At 68.9% G+C, this 18,456-nt stretch carries 16 protein-coding genes; 7 read left to right on the forward strand and 9 right to left on the reverse strand.

What is annotated here, in order from left to right:
* The first annotated feature begins 30 nt into the window (after positions 1–30).
* Positions 31–744 carry an NUDIX hydrolase gene (locus tag G6N28_RS24960; protein WP_163905060.1) on the forward strand — a complete coding sequence of 238 codons (714 nt, stop codon included), beginning with the start codon at positions 31–33 and terminating at the stop codon, positions 742–744.
* Between the two features lie 34 nt (positions 745–778).
* On the forward strand, positions 779–2,116 hold the full coding sequence (locus G6N28_RS24965; protein ID WP_163905063.1) for a lipase family protein: 1,338 nt from the start codon (positions 779–781) through the stop codon (positions 2,114–2,116).
* Here the strand turns inward: G6N28_RS24965 and G6N28_RS24970 are convergent.
* From G6N28_RS24970 to bioB, 3 genes are read right to left on the reverse strand one after another with little or no spacing between them, the layout of a single operon-like run.
* Positions 2,073–2,732 carry a DUF2567 domain-containing protein gene (locus G6N28_RS24970; RefSeq protein WP_163905065.1) on the reverse strand — a complete coding sequence of 220 codons (660 nt, stop codon included), beginning with the start codon at positions 2,730–2,732 and terminating at the stop codon, positions 2,073–2,075. The genes G6N28_RS24965 and G6N28_RS24970 overlap by 44 nt on opposite strands.
* A gap of 28 nt (positions 2,733–2,760) precedes the next feature.
* Positions 2,761–2,952 (reverse strand): biotin synthase auxiliary protein BsaP, encoded by a 192-nt coding sequence (bsaP, locus tag G6N28_RS24975; protein WP_163905067.1) that lies wholly within the window; start codon positions 2,950–2,952, stop codon positions 2,761–2,763.
* Positions 2,953–2,976: 24 nt separating this feature from the next.
* A complete protein-coding gene (gene bioB / locus G6N28_RS24980) occupies positions 2,977–3,972 on the reverse strand; it encodes a biotin synthase BioB (RefSeq protein WP_163905069.1) in 996 nt (331 codons plus the stop codon).
* 44 nt (positions 3,973–4,016) lie between these two features.
* Here bioB and G6N28_RS24985 point away from each other — a divergent pair, with 44 nt between their 5' ends.
* A complete protein-coding gene (locus G6N28_RS24985) occupies positions 4,017–4,598 on the forward strand; it encodes a TetR/AcrR family transcriptional regulator (RefSeq protein ID WP_163905071.1) in 582 nt (193 codons plus the stop codon).
* Here G6N28_RS24985 and G6N28_RS24990 read toward each other — a convergent pair.
* The 5 genes from G6N28_RS24990 to G6N28_RS25010 form a co-directional block, all read right to left on the reverse strand.
* Entirely contained in the window at positions 4,569–4,994 is a 426-nt protein-coding gene (locus tag G6N28_RS24990; RefSeq protein WP_163905073.1) for a hypothetical protein, read from the reverse strand. The two genes, G6N28_RS24985 and G6N28_RS24990, sit on opposite strands and share 30 nt — an antisense overlap.
* 134 nt (positions 4,995–5,128) lie before the next feature.
* Positions 5,129–5,635 (reverse strand): 2'-5' RNA ligase family protein, encoded by a 507-nt coding sequence (locus G6N28_RS24995; RefSeq protein WP_163905075.1) that lies wholly within the window; start codon positions 5,633–5,635, stop codon positions 5,129–5,131.
* Complete coding sequence (gene bioD, locus G6N28_RS25000; protein ID WP_163905077.1) at positions 5,635–6,303, reverse strand: dethiobiotin synthase; 669 nt, start codon at positions 6,301–6,303, stop codon at positions 5,635–5,637. The genes G6N28_RS24995 and bioD overlap by 1 nt, the downstream gene beginning before the upstream one ends.
* Positions 6,300–7,448, reverse strand: a complete 1,149-nt coding sequence (locus G6N28_RS25005; RefSeq protein ID WP_163906608.1) for an 8-amino-7-oxononanoate synthase — start codon at positions 7,446–7,448, stop codon at positions 6,300–6,302. Before G6N28_RS25005 ends, bioD begins: the two co-directional genes overlap by 4 nt.
* Before the next feature lie 57 nt (positions 7,449–7,505).
* A complete protein-coding gene (locus G6N28_RS25010; protein WP_163905079.1) occupies positions 7,506–8,798 on the reverse strand; it encodes an adenosylmethionine--8-amino-7-oxononanoate transaminase in 1,293 nt (430 codons plus the stop codon).
* Between the two features lie 23 nt (positions 8,799–8,821).
* Between G6N28_RS25010 and G6N28_RS25015 the strand changes: the two genes are divergently transcribed.
* From G6N28_RS25015 to treZ, 4 genes are read left to right on the forward strand one after another with little or no spacing between them, the layout of a single operon-like run.
* Positions 8,822–11,002, forward strand: coding sequence for an acetyltransferase SucT (locus tag G6N28_RS25015; RefSeq protein WP_163905081.1), 2,181 nt, complete (start codon positions 8,822–8,824; stop codon positions 11,000–11,002).
* Positions 11,002–13,149 carry a glycogen debranching protein GlgX gene (glgX, locus tag G6N28_RS25020; protein WP_163905084.1) on the forward strand — a complete coding sequence of 716 codons (2,148 nt, stop codon included), beginning with the start codon at positions 11,002–11,004 and terminating at the stop codon, positions 13,147–13,149. Before G6N28_RS25015 ends, glgX begins: the two co-directional genes overlap by 1 nt.
* Positions 13,150–13,152: 3 nt before the next feature.
* A complete protein-coding gene (gene treY, locus G6N28_RS25025; protein ID WP_163905086.1) occupies positions 13,153–15,438 on the forward strand; it encodes a malto-oligosyltrehalose synthase in 2,286 nt (761 codons plus the stop codon).
* Positions 15,431–17,167 carry a malto-oligosyltrehalose trehalohydrolase gene (gene treZ / locus G6N28_RS25030; RefSeq protein ID WP_163905088.1) on the forward strand — a complete coding sequence of 579 codons (1,737 nt, stop codon included), beginning with the start codon at positions 15,431–15,433 and terminating at the stop codon, positions 17,165–17,167. The genes treY and treZ overlap by 8 nt, the downstream gene beginning before the upstream one ends.
* Here the strand turns inward: treZ and ilvA are convergent.
* Complete coding sequence (gene ilvA, locus G6N28_RS25035; RefSeq protein WP_163905090.1) at positions 17,164–18,444, reverse strand: threonine ammonia-lyase IlvA; 1,281 nt, start codon at positions 18,442–18,444, stop codon at positions 17,164–17,166. The two genes, treZ and ilvA, sit on opposite strands and share 4 nt — an antisense overlap.
* Positions 18,445–18,456: the final 12 nt, after the last annotated feature.

Genomic DNA, 18,456 nt, shown 5'->3' on the forward strand with positions numbered 1-18,456 from the left:
TATCGGGGTTTTCGACTTACAATCGAAAACATGAGCAATAGTAACACCGCGCACGAAGTGCTCGCCGTCGTGTTCCAGGTTCGGGGCGTTGCTCCCCAGGACGAATCCACGAAACCGGCGCTTCACGTGCTGTTATGGCAGCGGGCACTGGATCCCGAGCGGGGCAAGTGGTCGCTGCCCGGGGGTCGGCTCGGCGCGGACGAGGACCTGACCAGCTCGGTTTCCCGCCAGCTCGCCGAGAAGGTCGACCTTCGTGAAATCGCTCACCTCGAGCAGCTCGCGGTGTTCTCCGATCCGCACCGGGTGCCCGGCGTGCGCACCATCGCGTCGACCTTCCTGGGGCTGGTGCCCTCCCCCGCGACGCCCGAACTACCGCCGGACACCCGCTGGCACCCGGTGGCCGACTTGCCACCGATGGCGTTCGACCATGGACCCATGGTGGCGCACGCCCGCACCCGGCTGGTCGCCAAACTGTCCTATACCAACATCGGGTTCGCCTTGGCCCCAACCGAATTCGCGTTGTCCACGCTCCGCGACATCTACCATGCCGCGCTCGGCCATCAGGTCGACGCCACGAACCTGCAGCGCGTGCTGGAGCGGCGCAAGGTCATCACCCGCACCGGCACCACCGCGCGGTCGGGGCGCAGCGGCGGCCGGCCCGCCGCCCTGTACAGGTTCGCCGACGCGCGCTACCGCGTCACCGACGAGTTCGCCGCACTGCGACCACCCGCCGAGCCGGACTAGCTTCTTAGGACTTTCTTAAGGTATGAATGGCGGAATGAACTTTGGCAGCGTCGCGTCGGCAGCAGGTGCCGAGTGGATCGGCCATGCTCCGCACGAGGAGCTGGTGCGCGGTCGCCGTCCCAAGCTGCCCGCCGACGACCCGTTCTACGAACCGCCTCCGGGCTTCCAGCACGCGGTACCGGGGACGGTGCTGCGCAGCCGTGACGTCGAGTTGGCGTTTCTCGGGCTGATCCCGCAGAAGTTCACCGCCACCCAGCTGCTCTACCGCACCACGGACCTCAACGGGAACCCGGAGGCGAGCGTCACCACGGTGATCGTTCCCGCCCAGCGGGCCGACCGTAAGGTGCTGCCGGTCATCTCCTATCAGTGCGCGATCGACGCCGTGACGTCCCGCTGCTTCCCGTCCTATGCCCTGCGCCGCAAGGCCGTGGCACCGGGTGCGCTCGCGCAGTTCGAGTTCTTCCTGATCGCCGCGGCGCTGGCCGAGGGCTGGGCGGTGTCGGTGCCCGACCACGAGGGCTCGCGCGGCATCTGGGGCACCCCGTATGAGCCGGGCTACCGCATTCTCGACGGCCTACGGGCCGCGGTGAGCTGCGATCGGCTCGGCCTGGACGAATCGGCGCCGGTCGGGCTGTGGGGCTACTCGGGCGGCGGTCTGGCGTCCGCATGGGCGGCCGAGATGTGTGGCGAGTACGCGCCCGAGCTCAACATCGTGGGCGCGGTGCTCGGCTCACCGGTCGCCGATCTCGGCAGCGCCTTCCGCAGGCTCAACGGCAGCTTCTACGCGGGCCTGCCCGCGATGGTGGTGGCGGCACTGTCGCATGTCTATCCCGACCTGCACCGGGTGATCCAGGAGCACACCACCGACGAGGGCAAGGCGATGCTGTTGCGGGTGCAGGACATGACCACCGCGCATGCGGTGCTCCGGCTCATCGGCATGGACATGGACCAGCTGGTCGACCCGCCGCTGGAGGCGATCCTCGACACGCCCGAGGTCAAGCACGTGTTCGACAGCATCAAGCTGGGCACCGCGGTGCCCACGCCCCCGGTGTTGGTCGTGCAGGCGGTGCATGACCGGATCGTGTCCGTCGACGACATCGACGAGCTCGCCCACGCGTACCAGTCCGGCGGCGCGTCGGTGACCTACCATCGGGACATGTTCAGCGAGCACATGCTGCTGCACCCGATGTCGGCGCCGATGGCGCTGCGCTGGCTGATCGACCGGTTCGAAGGCAAGCCGGTCAACGAGCACCTGGTGCGGACGACGTGGCCGACGCTGCTGAACCCGATCACCTACGTCGGGATGGCGCGGCTGGCCAAGATCGCGGTCAAGGTGATGACGGGGCGGACGGTAGAGCGCCGTCCGCTGTGACAACACCGGCCTGCTGGTCGTCGACCGGCGGCCACGCCCCTAGATCGTCCCGTGGCGTCGCGACGGCGATCAGCGCGTACACCAGCGCCGCGGCGGCCGCGGGAAACACGATCGTCAACGCGATCAGCAGCGGCGAGTGCGCGAAGAACACCGGCGGCGCCTCGACGACGTAGTGCACGCGGTGTTCGGGTGAGATCGGCGCGGCGGCGACGTCGATGACCCCGTAGCGCAACCGCACCAACACCGCCCCCACGCCCGCCGCCACGGCAGCGCCGGCCGCGGAGCCGGTGGCCAGCGCCGCCACCATGGTCGGGCCGCGGTGCGCGCGCCACTGCCACACCAGTACCGCCGCCACCACAGCGACGACACTGCTCATGCCGAGAAGCAGGAACGCCGCGGTGAAGAAGTGGTCGGCCTCGTTGCCGAGATATGCCCTGACGCGGTCGCCGTCCTTGGTGAGCGCGACGACACCGTGGATCGCCGGCGCCAGCCACGCCCACACCGCCCCGACCACCACACCGGCCAACGTCAAGCCGACGACGACGGTCAGTGCCGCGCGGGCACGTGAAATCCGCGGTGCAACAACCGAATTCTGCTTCTCGAGTGAGCCGTTCATCGCAGCCCTCGGCTCTTCCCGCAAGCGCTCATCGCAGCTCCAGGTCTTTGGAGTCGGTGATACCGTGGCGTGAGCACTTGGCCGACCAGCCGTCGGGACGCACCTGGACGATCATGCGGCGACCACACTCGGCACAGTACCGAGGCGGTTCGAGGCCCAGCTGGGCCGCGGGCGGCACCGAGGTGCCGTCGGGTTCGCCCGTGTAGACGTTGAACGCCATCGGATGAAGTCTGACAGGCCGGGCTCAGAGGGTGGCGTTGAGCGCCTTGATCGGCATCTGCAGATCGTCGAGCAGTTCCAGGTCGGCTTCCGCCGGGCGCCCCAACGTGGTCAGGTAATTGCCCACGATGACCGCGTTGATGCCGCCCAGGATGCCCTTCTTGGCGCCGAGGTCGCCGAGGGTGATCTCCCGACCGCCCGCGAACCGCAGCATGGTGCGCGGCAGCCCGAGCCGGAACGCGGCGACCGCCTTGAGCGCCTCGGCCGCCGGCAGCACCTCCAGATCGCCGAACGGGGTGCCCGGCCGGGGGTTGAGGAAGTTCAGCGGCACCTCGTGCGGGTCGAGCTCGGCGAGGTTGGCGGCGAATTCCGCACGCTGCTCGAGGGTTTCGCCCATCCCGAGGATGCCGCCGCAGCAGACCTCCATCCCGGCTTCGCGGACCATCTGCAGGGTGTCCCAGCGCTCCTCCCAGGTGTGGGTGGTGACGACGTTGGTGAAGAACGAGCGGGCGGTCTCCAGGTTGTGGTTGTAGCGGTGCACGCCCATCTCGGAGAGCTGCTCGACCTGGTCTTCGGTCAGCATGCCCAGCGAGCAGGCGATCTGGATGTCGACCTCGTTGCGGATCGCCTCGATGCCCGCGGCGACCTGAGCCATCAGGCGCTCGTCGGGTCCGCGCACCGCGGCGACGATGCAGAACTCCGTCGCCCCGGTCTTGGCCGTCTGCTTGGCGGCCTCCACCAGGCTCGGCACGTCCAGCCAGGCGCTGCGCACCGGCGAGGCGAACAGTCCGGACTGAGAGCAGAAGTGGCAGTCCTCCGGGCATCCGCCGGTCTTGAGGCTGATGATGCCCTCGACCTCGACGTCGGGACCGCACCAGCGCATCCGCACGTCGTGGGCCAGCGACAGCAGTTCGTCGAGCCGATCGTCGGGCAGCTGCAGCACCTGCAGCGTCTGCTCCTGGTCGAGGCCTTCGCCGCGCTCCAGCACCTGCTCGCGGGCCACTGCCAGAATGTCGCTCACGGATCACCTCTCGTCTTAAACGGTGTTCAGGTTAGGGTACGGGCGTGCAGCTGACCAAACGCGACGTGGTCGAGACCGCGGCGACGCTGCTCGACGATTACGGGCTGGCCGACCTGACGATGCGCCGGCTGGCTCGTGAGCTCGATGTCTCCCCTGGCGCGCTGTACTGGCACTTCGCCAACAAGCAGGAACTTCTGGGCGCGGTCGCGGACCGGGTGCTCGACGGTGTGCAGGCGGCGGTGGGCGTGGTCGACGTCTGCATTCGGCTGCGCAACGCCCTGCTCTCCCACACCGACGGCGCCGAGCTGGTTTCGGCCAGCTTCGCCGCAGGCCAGTCCGAGGTGATGAAGCAGGTTCTGGCAGCGCTTGCCGCCGCGGCGGCCGATACCGGCCTGGACGCAGCGCATGCTCAACTGGCCGCCCGCACGGTCGTCTACTACGTGCTGGGCTTCACCGTCGACGAGCAGTCCCGGCTGCAGTGGGACGCCGCCGGGGCGGATTTGCCCGACGAGCAGTCGGTGCTCGCCGACGACGCCGACGCACGGTTCCGTTTCGGGTTGGGCGTGCTCGTCAACGGCATCCGCGGCGCGGCTTCATCAGCGACCGCGTCGAAGTCCGTCGTCTAGGGCGTCGTACCAATCACCGACGTTGGGCGCCAAGACCGGGCTGGGTGGTTCATCGAGGCGCACGACGACGTCCGGTGGGGTCTCCGCGACCGGAGCCGGACCCACGTTGACCGGTCCGTCCGGAATCCCGACCAGATCGCCCCGATCGCCGTGGCCACCGGTGAGGCCGCCTGCCGGCCGTTCGGAGGGTGTGAACGTCGCGGACCCTGGATCGGTCGGTGTCATGTCGAATCCACCCGACGCGGACGATGACGATGCCGAACGCGGATCGGCGTTGTCCTCATCGGCGGCGGCGGTCGCCGTCGAAGCGAATTGCACCACGCCCGCAACCGCGGCGGCGGCCACGGCCCCGAGCGCCCAGCGCGCGGCGCGCTTGGCCGGATGATGTGCGTTCATGATCTCTCTCCTGTTCCCTAACTGGATGCCGAAGGTCGGCCGCTTCTCAGCGTGAAGGGAAAAGGCGCGAGGTTTCCTCAGCCGATCGGCCCTTTGTGGGGATGACGTCGCATCCACCGATCGGGGGATACGCCTCAAATCGGATATTCGCGCTTGGCGTTGCCGTCCCAGCGACGTAACCCCACGATTGCGCCCTTGATCTCCGCGGGCTTCCCCGCGATCCGCACCGCCCGGCCCATCTGAGCGGGTACGACCCGCCGCGCCATGGTCACGTGCGCGGTCCACGCGCCGGGTAATGCATTTGGCGTCGGGCCTGGGTGCAGGTGCGGCATACATCGGGAATGCACTTCGGCGTGCACGTCGAGCAACGCCACGGTGGGCACCACCAGACGGGCGAGCACGGCCTTGGCGCGGCCGAAGAACAGCGGCGCCCCGATGACGCACGGCATCGGGAACCGACTCATCAGCGGAGACAGCGACGCATCGACTGCGGGGTCGATCCGCTCGGCGACCGTCAGCGTGGCATGCGGCCGGCTGGCCGGTGCCTGGCTTGGAATTCCGGTGTTGCGCAACGCATCCCAGATGTCACGAACCACCGCTTCGGTGTCGGGGTCGAAGACCAGTTCGATGGAATGAACCATCACACCAGCCCGGAGATCCAGTCGGTGTCGAACACACCGTCGCTCATGGCCTCGAACCGCGCCGCGCTGAACGCCCCCGCGCCCGCGGGCAACACACCGCGCAGCGGCGCCAACGCCGCCAGCGCTTCCCGGTTGCCCTCCTCGGCGTGGCCAGGCGCTGCCGGCCACGCGCCGATGACCAGCCCGGCGCATGAAATACCGTGCCTATCAAGGGCTTCCAGCGTCAGCGCGGTGTGGTTGAGCGTGCCCAACCCTGCGGCGGCGACGACGAGCACCGGCGCACCCAGATCCGCTGCGACGTCGCGCAGGGTCACGCCCCCCTCCCCGAGCTCCACGAGAAGCCCGCCCGCGCCCTCCACGAGGACGAGTTGCGCGGTGACATCGCGTACCGACTCGACCAGCTCGGTGCGGGTCGGCAGCGCCTGGCCCGCGCGGCGCGCGGCGGCGACGGGTGCGAGCGGCTCGGGGTAGCGCCAGCCGCCGTGCAGCGCGGTGACCCCGGACAGCCGCGCCACGTCGGCGAGGTCGTCGTCGCGCGGGCTTCCGGTCTGCACGGGTTTGCACACCGCGACGTCGACGCCGCCCAGCCGCGCCGCACACGCCAGCGCCGCGGTGGCCACCGTCTTGCCGACGCCGGTGTCGGTTCCGGTGACGACGAGCGTGCTCACCGGCGGGCGTGTTGCAGCACGTCGGTCAAAACCTCACGTGCGAGCGCCATCTCGTCCCCGGACAGCGACGCCCGCACGGTCAGGCGCAGCCGCGAGGTGCCCGCGGGCACGGTCGGCGGGCGGAAACAGCCGACCCGCAGCCCGCGGTCGAGGCAGTCCGCCGCGGCGCCCAGCGCAACTTCCGGCTCCCCGAGGATCACCGAGACCACCGCCGACTCCGGCGGCGTCGGCACGTCGCACACCGACGCCAGCGTCTGCGCGTGGGCCAGCACCGCCTCGGCGCGCCACGGCTCGGCGATCAACACGTTCAGCGCGGCCCATGCCGCCCCGACCGCCGCGGGTGCCAGGCCGGTGTCGAAGATGAACGGCCGGGCGGCGTCGATGAGGTGATCGCGCACCGCGGCGGGCCCGAGCACCACGCCGCCCTGGCTGCCGAGCGCCTTCGACATCGTCGTGGTCATCACCACATCCGGTGCCCCGGCCAACCCGACCTCGTGCAGCAGACCGCGTCCGCCGGCCCCGCGCACCCCCAGCCCGTGAGCTTCGTCGACGATCAGCAACGCGCCGTGCCTGCGGCAGACGTCGTGCAGCGCCGGCAGCGGGGCGAGCACGCCGTCGGCGGAGAACACCGAGTCGGTGACGACGACCGCGCGTTCCTCGTCGCGGCCGGCCAGCGCTGCCTCCACCGCGGCGACGTCCCGGTGCGGGGTCACCACCACCCTGGCCCGTGACAGCCGGCAGGCGTCGACCAGCGATGCGTGCGTCAGCGCATCGGAGACCAACAGCGACCCGGGCCCGGAAAGCGAGACCACCGCGCCGATGTTCGCGGTGTAGCCCGAGGAGAACACCAGTCCAGATTCCGCGCCGACGAACTCGGCGAGCGCCTTCTCGAACGCCTCGTGCAGCTCGGTGTTGCCGGTGACCAGCCGCGAGCCGGTCGATCCGGCGCCCCAGGTGCGCAGCGCGGCCACCGCGCCGTCGATGACGTCGGGGTGCTGCGCCAGCCCGAGGTAGTCGTTCGACGCCAGGTCGACCCCGCCGGCACCGGGCGGGCGGGTGCGCAGTGACCGGCGCAGCCCGGCGTCGCGGCGCTGCTGCTCGACGTCATCGAGCCACGCCAGCGGCGAAAGCCCTGCGCGGGTCACGGGCACCTCCAGAGCCGACAATTAAACACGTCGGCCGGGCCGACAATTAAACACCGTTCAGGTTAGTGCACGGGCGACGGCGATCATCGCCGAGCAGATCTGCGCGATCTCCTCAGGCGTGCAGATGTAGGGCGGCATGACGTAGATGAGGTTGCGGAACGGGCGCAGCCACACCCCGTGCTCGATCGCGACGGGCGTGGCCAGCCGCAGGTCCACCGGCGCGTCCATCTCGATGACGCCGATGGCGCCCAGCACCCGGACGTCGGCGACGCCGCGCAGCGTCGCGGCGGGCGCCAGCCCCGAGCGCAGCCCGTCCTCGATGGCCGCCACCCGCGCCCGCCAGTCGTCGCCGAGCAGCACCTCGACCGACGCCACCCCGACGGCGCACGCCAGCGCGTTGGCCATGAAGGTCGGCCCGTGCATCAACGCGCCGGGTTCGTTGGTGCTGATCGTGTGCGCGATGTCGCGGGTGCACAGGGTGGCAGCCAGCGTGATGTAACCACCCGTGAGCGCCTTGCCGACGCACATGATGTCCGGGGTGACGCCGGCATGGTCGGCGGCGAACATCTCACCGGTGCGGCCGAAGCCGGTGGCGATCTCGTCGAAGATCAGCAGCACGTCGTGGCGGCGACACATCTCACGAAGGTCGGTCAGGTAGCGCGGGTCGTGGAAGCGCATCCCGCCCGCGCCCTGCACGATGGGTTCGACGATCACCGCGGCCAGCTCCGCGGCGTGTTCGGCCAGCCGCTTCTCGAACGCCTCGCTGTAGCCGGGGTCGTAGCTCGACGGCACCTGCGGGGCGAACACCTGCGGGGTGAGCACATCGGTCCACAGCTCGTGCATGCCCCCGTCGGGGTCGCACACGCTCATCGGCGTGAAGGTGTCGCCGTGGTAGCCGCCCCGCCACGTCATCAGCCGGTGCTTGGCGCCGCGGCCGAGGCTGCGCCAGTACTGCAGCGCCATTTTCACCGCAACCTCCACCGACACCGAGCCGGAGTCGCTGAAGAACACGGTCTCGAGGCCCTCGGGGGTGAGCTGGACCAACCGCTCGGCAAGGCGTGCGGCCGGTTCGTGGGTCAGCCCACCGAACATGACGTGGTTCATGGTGGCCAGCTGCCGGGTGATCGCCGCATCCAGCGCGGGATGGCCGTGCCCGTGGATGGCGGTCCACCACGAGGCCATCGCGTCGAGGACGTCGACGTCGCGGCCGTCGTGCTGCAACGTCAGATAGGCGCCGTGGGCGCCGACGGCGACGACGGGAGCTTGCGCGCCCGCACCGATCGTGCTGTAGGGATGCCAAATGTGCGCGGCGTCAATCCTGCTGATCTCGGCAGGCGTCATTTCCGGCACCTTCGGTAGATTATCGGGCGACCATGATGACCCTCGCCCCTCCCCGGCCGGCACCCGTCACCGGCCCGGGACAATCCCCGCGCGCCACCACGACCACGACCAGCGCGCGCGCCTCGGGGTTCTACCGCCACGACCTTGACGGGCTACGCGGAATCGCCATCCTTCTCGTCGCGGTCTTTCACGTGTGGTTCGGCCGGGTGTCCGGCGGTGTGGACGTCTTCCTGGCGTTGTCGGGGTTCTTCTTCGGCGGGCGACTGCTGCGCACGGCGATGACGCCGGGCGCGTCGCTGTCGCCGGTGCCCGAGGTGACGCGGCTGGTGCGGCGGTTGTTGCCCGCGTTGGTGGTGGTGCTTGCGGGCGCGGCGGTGCTGACGATCCTCATCCAGCCCGAAACCCGGTGGGAGGCGTTCGCCGATCAGAGCCTGGCCAGCCTCGGCTATTTCCAGAACTGGGAACTGGCCAACAGCGCGGCGGACTATCTGCGCGCCGGGGAGTCCGTCAGCCCGCTGCAGCACATCTGGTCGATGTCGGTGCAGGGTCAGTTCTACATCGCGTTTCTGATCCTGATCTTCGGGTTCGCCTACCTGTTCCGTGGGGTCCTCGGCAGGCACATGCGGGTCGCGTTCGTCGCGCTGCTGACCGCGGTGACCGTGGCGTCGTTCGGGTACGCGATCATCGCCCACAACGCCGACCAGTCGGCGGCCTACTACAACAGCTTCGCGCGGGCGTGGGAGTTGCTGCTGGGTGCGCTCGTCGGCGCGCTGGTGCCCTATGTCCGCTGGCCGATGTGGCTGCGCACGACGGTGGCTGTGGCGGCCCTGTGCGCGATCCTGTCCTGCGGCGCGCTGATCGACGGCGTCAACGAGTTCCCCGGGCCGTTGGCGCTGGTGCCGGTCGGCGCGACGATGCTGCTCATCCTGTCGGCGGCCAATCGGGTCGCCGATCCGCAAACATCGGGCCGCATGCCAGTGCCCAACCGGTTGTTGGCCACCGCACCGTTCGTGTGGCTGGGCTCCATCGCGTATTCGCTGTACCTGTGGCACTGGCCGCTGCTGATCTTCTGGCTGGCCTACACCGGCCACAGCAGCGCCGGCGTCCTCGAGGGCGCGGCCGTGCTGGTCGTCTCGGTCGTGCTGGCATGGTTGACCACCAAATACGTGGAGAACCCGCTGCGCTACCGGGCCCAGGCCACGACGGCGCCCGTTGTGCCGCTGAGGATCCGGCTGCGCAGGCCGACGATGGTGCTCGGTTCGGTGGTCGCGCTGCTGGGGGTGGCGTTGACGGCCACGTCGTTCACGTGGCGCGAGCACATCGTCGTCCAACGCGCCAGTGGTAAGGAGCTCGCCGGTCTGTCTTCGCGCGACTACCCCGGCGCCCGCGCGCTGGTCGAGAAGGTCCGGGTGCCCAAGCTGCCGATGCGACCCACGGTGCTGGAGGCCAAGAGGGACATTCCGCAGACCACCAACGACGGCTGCATCAGCGATTTCGACAGCGTCGACATCATCAACTGCACGTACGGCGACAAGGACGCCATCCGCACCGTCGCGCTGGCCGGCGGTTCGCACGCCGAGCACTGGATCACCGCCCTGGATCTGCTCGGCCGGCTGCACAACTTCAAGGTCGTCACCTATCTGAAGATGGGTTGTCCGTTGAGCACCCAGACGATGCCGCGGGTGATGGGCAACAACCGGCCGTACCCGGAATGTCGTCAGTGGAACGATCGGGTGCTGCCCCAGCTCATCGCCGACCGTCCCGACTTCGTGTTCACCACCTCCACCCGTCCGTGGAACATCAAACCCGGCGACGTGATGCCGAGCTTCTACCTCGGGGTCTGGGAGGCGTTCGCGGACAACGGCATTCCGGTGCTAGCCATGCGTGACACCCCGTGGCTGGTGCGCGACGACGGCAAACCGTATCTGGCCGCGGACTGCCTGGCCGACGGCGGCACCGCGGTGTCCTGCGGAATGAAGCGATCCGCCGTGCTGAGTTCGCGCAACCCGACGCTCAACTACCTCACACGGTTCCCGAATCTGCGCCCGCTCGACATGAGCGATGCGGTGTGCCGCAGGGACGTGTGCCGTGTGGTGGAAGGCAACGTGCTCGTCTACCACGACGCCCACCACTTCACCACGACCTACATGCGGACCATGACCGCCGAACTGGGCCGCCAGATGGGCGCCGCCACAGGTTGGTGGGTTGACTGATGTCCTCCGGACCCGCACCGGTATCCACCGTCTGGCCCGGTACGCCGTACCCCTTGGGCGCCACCTACGACGGGGCGGGCACGAACTTCTCGCTGTTCTCTGAGGTCGCCGACAAGGTCGAGCTGTGCCTGATCGCGAGGGACGGCACCGAGCAGCGGATCGGCCTCGACGAGGTCGACGGCTACGTGTGGCACTGCTATCTGCCGACCGTCACCCCGAGCCAGCGCTACGGCTACCGCGTCCACGGACCGTGGGATCCCGCCGCCGGGCACCGCTGCGACCCCAGCAAGCTGCTGCTCGACCCGTACGGCAAGTCCTTCCACGGCAACTTCACGTTCTCCCAGGCGCTGTACTCCTATGACCTGAACGCCGAAGACCCCGCGTCGGGCGGCGTGCCACCCATGGTCGATTCGCTGGGCCACACCATGACCAGCGTGGTGATCAACCCGTACTTCGACTGGGCCTCGGACCGGGCGCCGCGTACCCCCTACCACGAGACGGTGATCTACGAGGCGCACGTCAAGGGCATGACGCAGACCCACCCCGGCATTCCCGAGGACCTGCGCGGCACCTACGCCGGGATGGCGCATCCGGTGATCATCGAGCACCTTCAGTCGCTGAACGTCACCGCGATCGAGTTGATGCCGGTGCACCAGTTCCTCCACGATCACCGGCTGATCGATCTGGGGCTGCGAAACTACTGGGGCTACAACACCTTCGGCTTCTTCGCCCCGCACTACGAGTACGCCGCCAACAAGCAGGCCGGCGGTGCGGTCGCCGAGTTCAAGGCCATGGTCCGGGCGTTCCACGAAGCCGGCATCGAGGTCATCCTCGACGTGGTCTACAACCACACGGCCGAGGGCAACCATCTTGGGCCCACGCTCAACTTCCGCGGCATCGACAACGCCGCCTACTACCGGCTGCTCGACGAGGACAAGCGCTACTACAAGGACTTCACCGGCACCGGCAACAGCCTCAACGCCCGTCACCCCCACACGCTGCAGCTGATCATGGACTCGCTGCGCTACTGGGTGCTGGAGATGCATGTCGACGGCTTCCGGTTCGACCTGGCGGCCACCCTCGCTCGCGAGTTCTACGACGTCGACCGGCTCAGCGCGTTCTTCGATTTGGTGCAGCAGGACCCGGTGGTCAGCCAGGTCAAGCTGATCGCCGAACCCTGGGACGTCGGCGAGGGCGGCTACCAGGTGGGCAACTTCCCAGGTTTGTGGACCGAGTGGAACGGGAAGTATCGCGACACTGTGCGTGACTACTGGCGGGGCGAGCCCGCAACCCTCGGTGAATTCGCCTCGCGGCTGACCGGATCCTCGGACCTCTACGAGGCGACCGGCCGGCGGCCCAGCGCGAGCATCAACTTCGTCACCTGCCACGACGGGTTCACGCTCGCCGACCTGGTGTCCTACAACGAAAAGCACAACGAGGCCAACGGCGAGGACAACCGCGACGGCGAGAGCCACAACCGGTCATGGAACTGCGGCGTGGAGGGCCCGACCGGCGATCCCGGCATCCTGGCGTTGCGGGCCAGACAGATGCGCAACATCATGGGCACGCTGATGGTGTCGCAGGGCACGCCGATGATCAGCCACGGCGACGAGATCGGCCGTACCCAACTCGGCAACAACAACGTCTACTGCCAGGACTCCGAGCTCTCCTGGATGGACTGGTCGCTGTGCGAACGAAACGCCGACCTGCTGGAGTTCACCCGCAAGGTCACGCAGTTGCGCACCGATCATCCGGTGTTTCGCAGGCGGCGGTTCTTCGAAGGCAAACCGATTCGCACCGGCGACCAGATCCGTGACATCGCCTGGCTCACGCCCGCGGGCGAGGAGATGACGCCGGAAGACTGGGAGCACGGCCTGGGCAAGTGCGTTGCGGTGTTCCTCAACGGTGACGCGATCACGACGCCCAACGCCCGCGGCGAACGCGTCATCGACGATTCGTTCCTGCTGTGTTTCAACGCCCATGACCAGCCACAGGACTTCATCACCCCGGCGGGGGACTACGCCGCGCAGTGGACCGCCGCGCTGGACACCGCGCACCCGACCGGCGCCAGCGACCTGGTTGTGCCGGCCGGCGACAAGGTCACACTGCAGGCGCGGTCCCTGCTGGTGATGCGTAAGACCGCGTAGCGTATGCCTTCCCGTGTCCTTTCGACGTACCGGCTGCAAATGCGCGGCGACTGCTTCACCTTCGCCGACGCCGAAAAACAGCTGGATTACCTTGCGGCGCTGGGTGTCTCCCATCTGTACCTGTCGCCGATCCTGACGGCCGCGGAAGGGTCGACGCACGGCTACGACGTCACCGACCCGACGACGGTGTCTGCGGCGCTCGGTGGGCCCGACGGCCTGGCGCGGCTGGCGGCGGCAGCTCGCGCCCGCGGCATGGGGCTGATCGTTGATATCGTGCCCAACCATGTCGGGGTCGAGCGGCCCGAGCAGAACCCGTGGTGGTGGGACGTGCTCAAGCACGGTCGCGAGTCGGCGTACAGCGCGTTCTTCGATATCGACTGGGATCTCGCCGACGGCCGGATCGTGCTCCCGGTGCTGGGTTCCGATGACGACGTCGCCGATCTGGTGGTCGACGGCGACCGGCTGCGGCTGGGCGATCTGGTGTATCCGATAGCGGAAGGCACCGCTGACGGTACGGGCGCGGAAGTTCATGAGCGCCAGCACTATCGACTCATCGGCTGGCGCAACGGTGTCTGCGGGTATCGCCGGTTCTTTTCGATCACCTCGCTGGCCGGGCTCCGCCAGGAGGACCGCGCGGTGTTCGACGCCACCCACGTGGAGGTGAAGCGCTGGTTCGAGGAGGGTCTGGTCGACGGTGTCCGCATCGACCATCCCGACGGGTTGTCGAGCCCCGCGGGGTACCTGGCCTGGCTGCGTGAGCTCACCGGGCCCGACGCGTGGATCGTCATCGAGAAGATCCTGGCCGCCGACGAGCCGCTGGAGCCGACGCTGCCGGTCGCGGGCACCACCGGTTACGACGCGATGCGCGAGATCGGCGGGGTGTTCATCGATCCCAGCGGCGAGGAGGCGTTGACCAACCTGTTCGACTCCACCGGCGTGCCGCACAGCTCGATGCCGGACCTCGCGCGAATCCTCAAGGCCGAAGCAGTGACCGAGATCCTGGCCAGCGAGCTGGCCCGGTTGCGTCGCGTCATCGCGGCGGCCGCAGGCGCCGACCACGACGACCTGCCCGCGGCGGTCGCGGCGCTGCTCAGCCGCATCGGCGTCTACCGGTCCGACTACCGGTCGTTGGCGGGCGTGCTGCCAAGCGCGTTCGCCGAGACCGGAGCCGCGTATCCGCATCTGGCGGCCCCGCTCGCACTCATCGCCGCCGCGTTGGCCGTCAGCACCGAAGCCGAGGTCCGGTTACAGCAGCTGTGCGGTGCGGCGACCGCCAAGTCGATGGAGGACTGCCTGTTCTACCGCGACGCCCGCCTGGTCTCGCTCAACGAAGTCGGCTCCGAACCGCACCACTTCGGGGTCGGCGTCGCAGAGTTTCATCAGCGGGCCGCGGTGCGCGCCCGGATGTGGCCGGCCACGATGGTCTCGTTGACCACCCACGACACCAAGCGCGGCGAGGACGTGCGCGCACGAATCGGCGTCCTGTCCCAGGTGCCGTCGCTGTGGGCGGAACTGGTCGGCAAGTGGACGGTGAACACACCGCCGCCGGACGCACGCACCGGTCTCTTCCTGTGGCAGAACCTCTTGGGTGTCTGGCCCGCCGACGGCCGGATCGGCGACGGCCTGCGGCAGCGGATACACGCCTACGCCGAGAAGGCGATCCGCGAAGCCGCGGTGCACACCACCTGGAACGACCCGCACGAGGACTTCGAGTCCGCGGTGCACACCTGGCTCGATGCCGTGTTCGACGGGCCGGTCGCGGCCGAGATGACCTCGCTGGTGGCCCGCCTCGACATGCACGCCCGCAGCGACGCGCTGGGCCAGAAACTGATCGCCCTCACCGCCCCGGGCATCCCCGACGTCTATCAGGGCACCGAACTGTGGGAGGACAGCCTCGTCGATCCCGACAACCGCCGACCCGTCGACTACGCGGCACGCCGAGATGCGCTGGACGCCAATCGACATCCGAAACTGCGGGTGGTCTCTGCGGCGCTGGCGGTCCGGCGGGACCGGCCGGGCACCTTCACCGGGGGCGGCTACACCCCGATGCTCGCCGACGGTCCCGCCGCCGATCACCTGCTGGCGTTCGCACGCGGCGACGATGTGCTGACCGCGGTCACCCGCCACACCGTGCGGCTGTCCGAAACCGGTTGGGCCGATACGTCTCTGACCCTGCCGGCGGGAACGTGGACCGACCGGCTCACCGGCGCCGACCACGCAGGCACGGTGCTGGCCGCCGAATTGTTCGCCGACCTGCCGGCGGCGCTGCTGGAGCGAGCCGATGGTTGAGTTCGCCGTGTGGGCCCCGATACCCGAACGGGTCCGCCTCGACGTCGACGGCGCCCGCCACACCATGGACCGCTGCGAGGACGGCTGGTGGCGCGCCCAGGTGAGCGCACGACCGGAGGCACGTTACGGGTTCGTCCTCGACGACGACACGGTGCTGCCCGATCCGCGCTCGCCCCGCCAACCCGACGGAGTCCATGACCGCTCGCAGCTGTGGACACCGGACCCGGATGCCTGGTCCGACGCCGGCTGGGCCGGCCGCTCGATCGAGGGCACGGTGATCTACGAACTGCACGTAGGCACCTTCACCCCGCAGGGCACGTTCGACGCTGTGATCGAGAAGCTGGACTATCTGGTCGATCTGGGCGTCGACTTCGTCGAGCTGATGCCGGTGAACGCGTTCGGCGGAACCCACGGCTGGGGCTACGACGGCGTGCTGTGGTACGCGGTGCACGAACCGTACGGCGGGCCTGACGGGCTGGTCCGTCTCATCGACGCCTGCCACGCGCGCGGGCTGGGTGTGCTCATCGACGCCGTCTTCAACCACCTCGGCCCGTCGGGCAATTACCTGCCGCGCTTCGGTCCCTATCTGTCCTCGGGCAGCAATCCGTGGGGCGAGTCGATCAACATCTCCGGTCCCGACGCCGACGAGGTGCGCCGCTACATCCTCGACTGCGCGCTGCGCTGGATGCGTGACTTCCACGCCGACGGGCTGCGCCTGGATGCCGTGCACGCGCTGGTGGACACCACCGCCATCCACATCCTCGAGGAGCTGTCGACCGAAACCGACGCGCTGGCCGAAGAATTGGGCCGCCCACTGTCGCTGATCGCCGAGAGCGACCTCAACGATCCGCGGCTGATCACGCCGCGCGACCGCGGTGGCTACGGGATGACGGCGCAGTGGGACGACGACATCCACCATGCCATCCACGCCGCGGTGTCGGGCGAACGCCAAGGCTATTACGGCGATTTCGGCACGCTGGAAGTGTTGGCCACCACACTCAAGAACGGCTACTTTCACGCAGGCACCTACTCGTCGTTCCGGCACCGTCGACACGGGCGGCCGCTGGACACGTCGTCCATCCCCGCCACCCGGCTGCTGGCCTACACGCTGACGCATGACCAGGTCGGCAACCGCGCGGTCGGTGACCGGCCGTCGCAGAACCTCACGTTCGGCCAGCTCGCCGTGAAGGCGGCGCTGGCGCTCGCATCCCCTTACACCGCAATGATGTTCATGGGCGAGGAATGGGGTTCGTCGTCGCCGTTTCAGTTCTTCAGCTCCCACCCGGAGCCCGAACTGGCCAGGGCCACCGCCGAGGGCCGCAAACGGGAGTTCGCCGAGCACGGCTGGGACGCCGACGAGATCCCCGACCCGCAGGACCCCGAGACGTTCCTGCGCTCCAAACTGAAGTGGGACGAGGTCGACGACGAGAACCACGGCCGGCTGCGTCGGCTTTACCAGCAGCTGATCGCGTTGCGGAACAAGCACTCCGAGTTCGCCGACCCGTGGCTTGACCATCTGCGAATCGAGTACGACGAGGACCGGCGCTGGCTGGTGATGCACCGTGGCGCGTTCGCGGTCGCGTGCAATCTCGGCACCGGTCCCGTCGACGTGCCGGTCACCGGCGAGCTCGTGCTTGCGTGGGACGAGCCCACGGTCGGCGCGAAAAGCACCCGGCTACCCGGACATTCGTTCGCGATCGTCAACAAGGCGACCGTGGGCGCGGACTAGAGCAAGTAGCGGTAGGCCGGTGACCCGGGCTCCAGGGGCTCGACGTGGATGTCGGAGGTCTTCATCCGCTCCAGCAGCCCCTCGAGATCGGCCGCAGAACCGAGCTCGATGCCGACGAGGGCCTCTCCGGTGTCGCGGTTGTTGCGTTTGACGTACTCGAACAGCGTGATGTCGTCGTTAGGTCCGAGCACGGTGTCGAGGAACCGGCGCAACGCCCCGGGCTCCTGCGGGAAGTCGACGAGGAAGTAATGCTTGAGACCGAGGTGCACCAGGGAGCGTTCGAGGACCTCGTTGTAGCGCGAGACGTCATTGTTGCCACCCGAGATCAGGCAGACCACGATCGATCCCGGTTCGATGTCGGTCTCCATCAGCGCCGCCACCGACAGCGCGCCTGCGGGCTCGGCGATGATGCCCTCGTTCTGATAGAGGTCGAGCATCGCGGTGCAGACCGCGCCCTCGTCGACGGTGGTCATCGACACCATGTCACCCGCGGCCGCCAGCGCCGCATACGTCAGCTTGCCCGCCCGGTTCACCGCCGCGCCGTCGACGAACTGATCGACGTGCTCGAGGGTCACCGGTTCGCCGGCCGCCAGCGCGGCGATCATCGCCGCGGCGCCGGCCGGTTCGACCCCCAGCACCGCGGTGTTCGACGTGCGTTCGGCCAGATACGTCGTGATACCGGCGATACAGCCGCCGCCGCCGACCGGCACGATCACCGTGTCGGGTTCGTCGTCGAGCTGCTCGAGGATCTCGGCGGCGATGGTGCCCTGGCCGGCCATCGTGCGCGGGTCGTCGTAGGGCGGAACGAGCGTCGCCCCCGTCCGCGCGACGTCGTCGAGGGCCGCGGCCGCCGCGTCGTCGTAGGTCTTGCCGCCCGCGATCAACTCGATGTACTCGCGCCCGTGATAGCGGATGCGGTCCCGCTTCTGCTTGGGCGTCTTGGCCGGGATGTACACCCGGCCGCGGATGCCCATCGAGCGACACGCCATCGCGAAACCCTGGGCGTGGTTGCCCGCCGAGGAGCACACCACACCGGCGGCGATCTCGTCGGGCCCGAGTTGCATCAGCAGGTTGTGCGCGCCGCGCAGCTTGTAGGACCGCACCGGCTGCTGGTCCTCGCGCTTGAGGTAGACGTGGGCGCCCGTGGCCTCCGAGAGCCGCTCGCTGAACTGCAGCGGGCTGCGCAACACCACCCCGGAAATTCGCTGAGCAGCCTCGTCGATGTCGGCCGCGGAGATCGGCGACGTACGAGTGGTCTGGCTCAGTTCAACGGTCACCGCACAATGGTG

It is taken from the genome of Mycolicibacterium pulveris (genome assembly GCF_010725725.1).
GTDB lineage: Bacteria > Actinomycetota > Actinomycetes > Mycobacteriales > Mycobacteriaceae > Mycobacterium > Mycobacterium pulveris.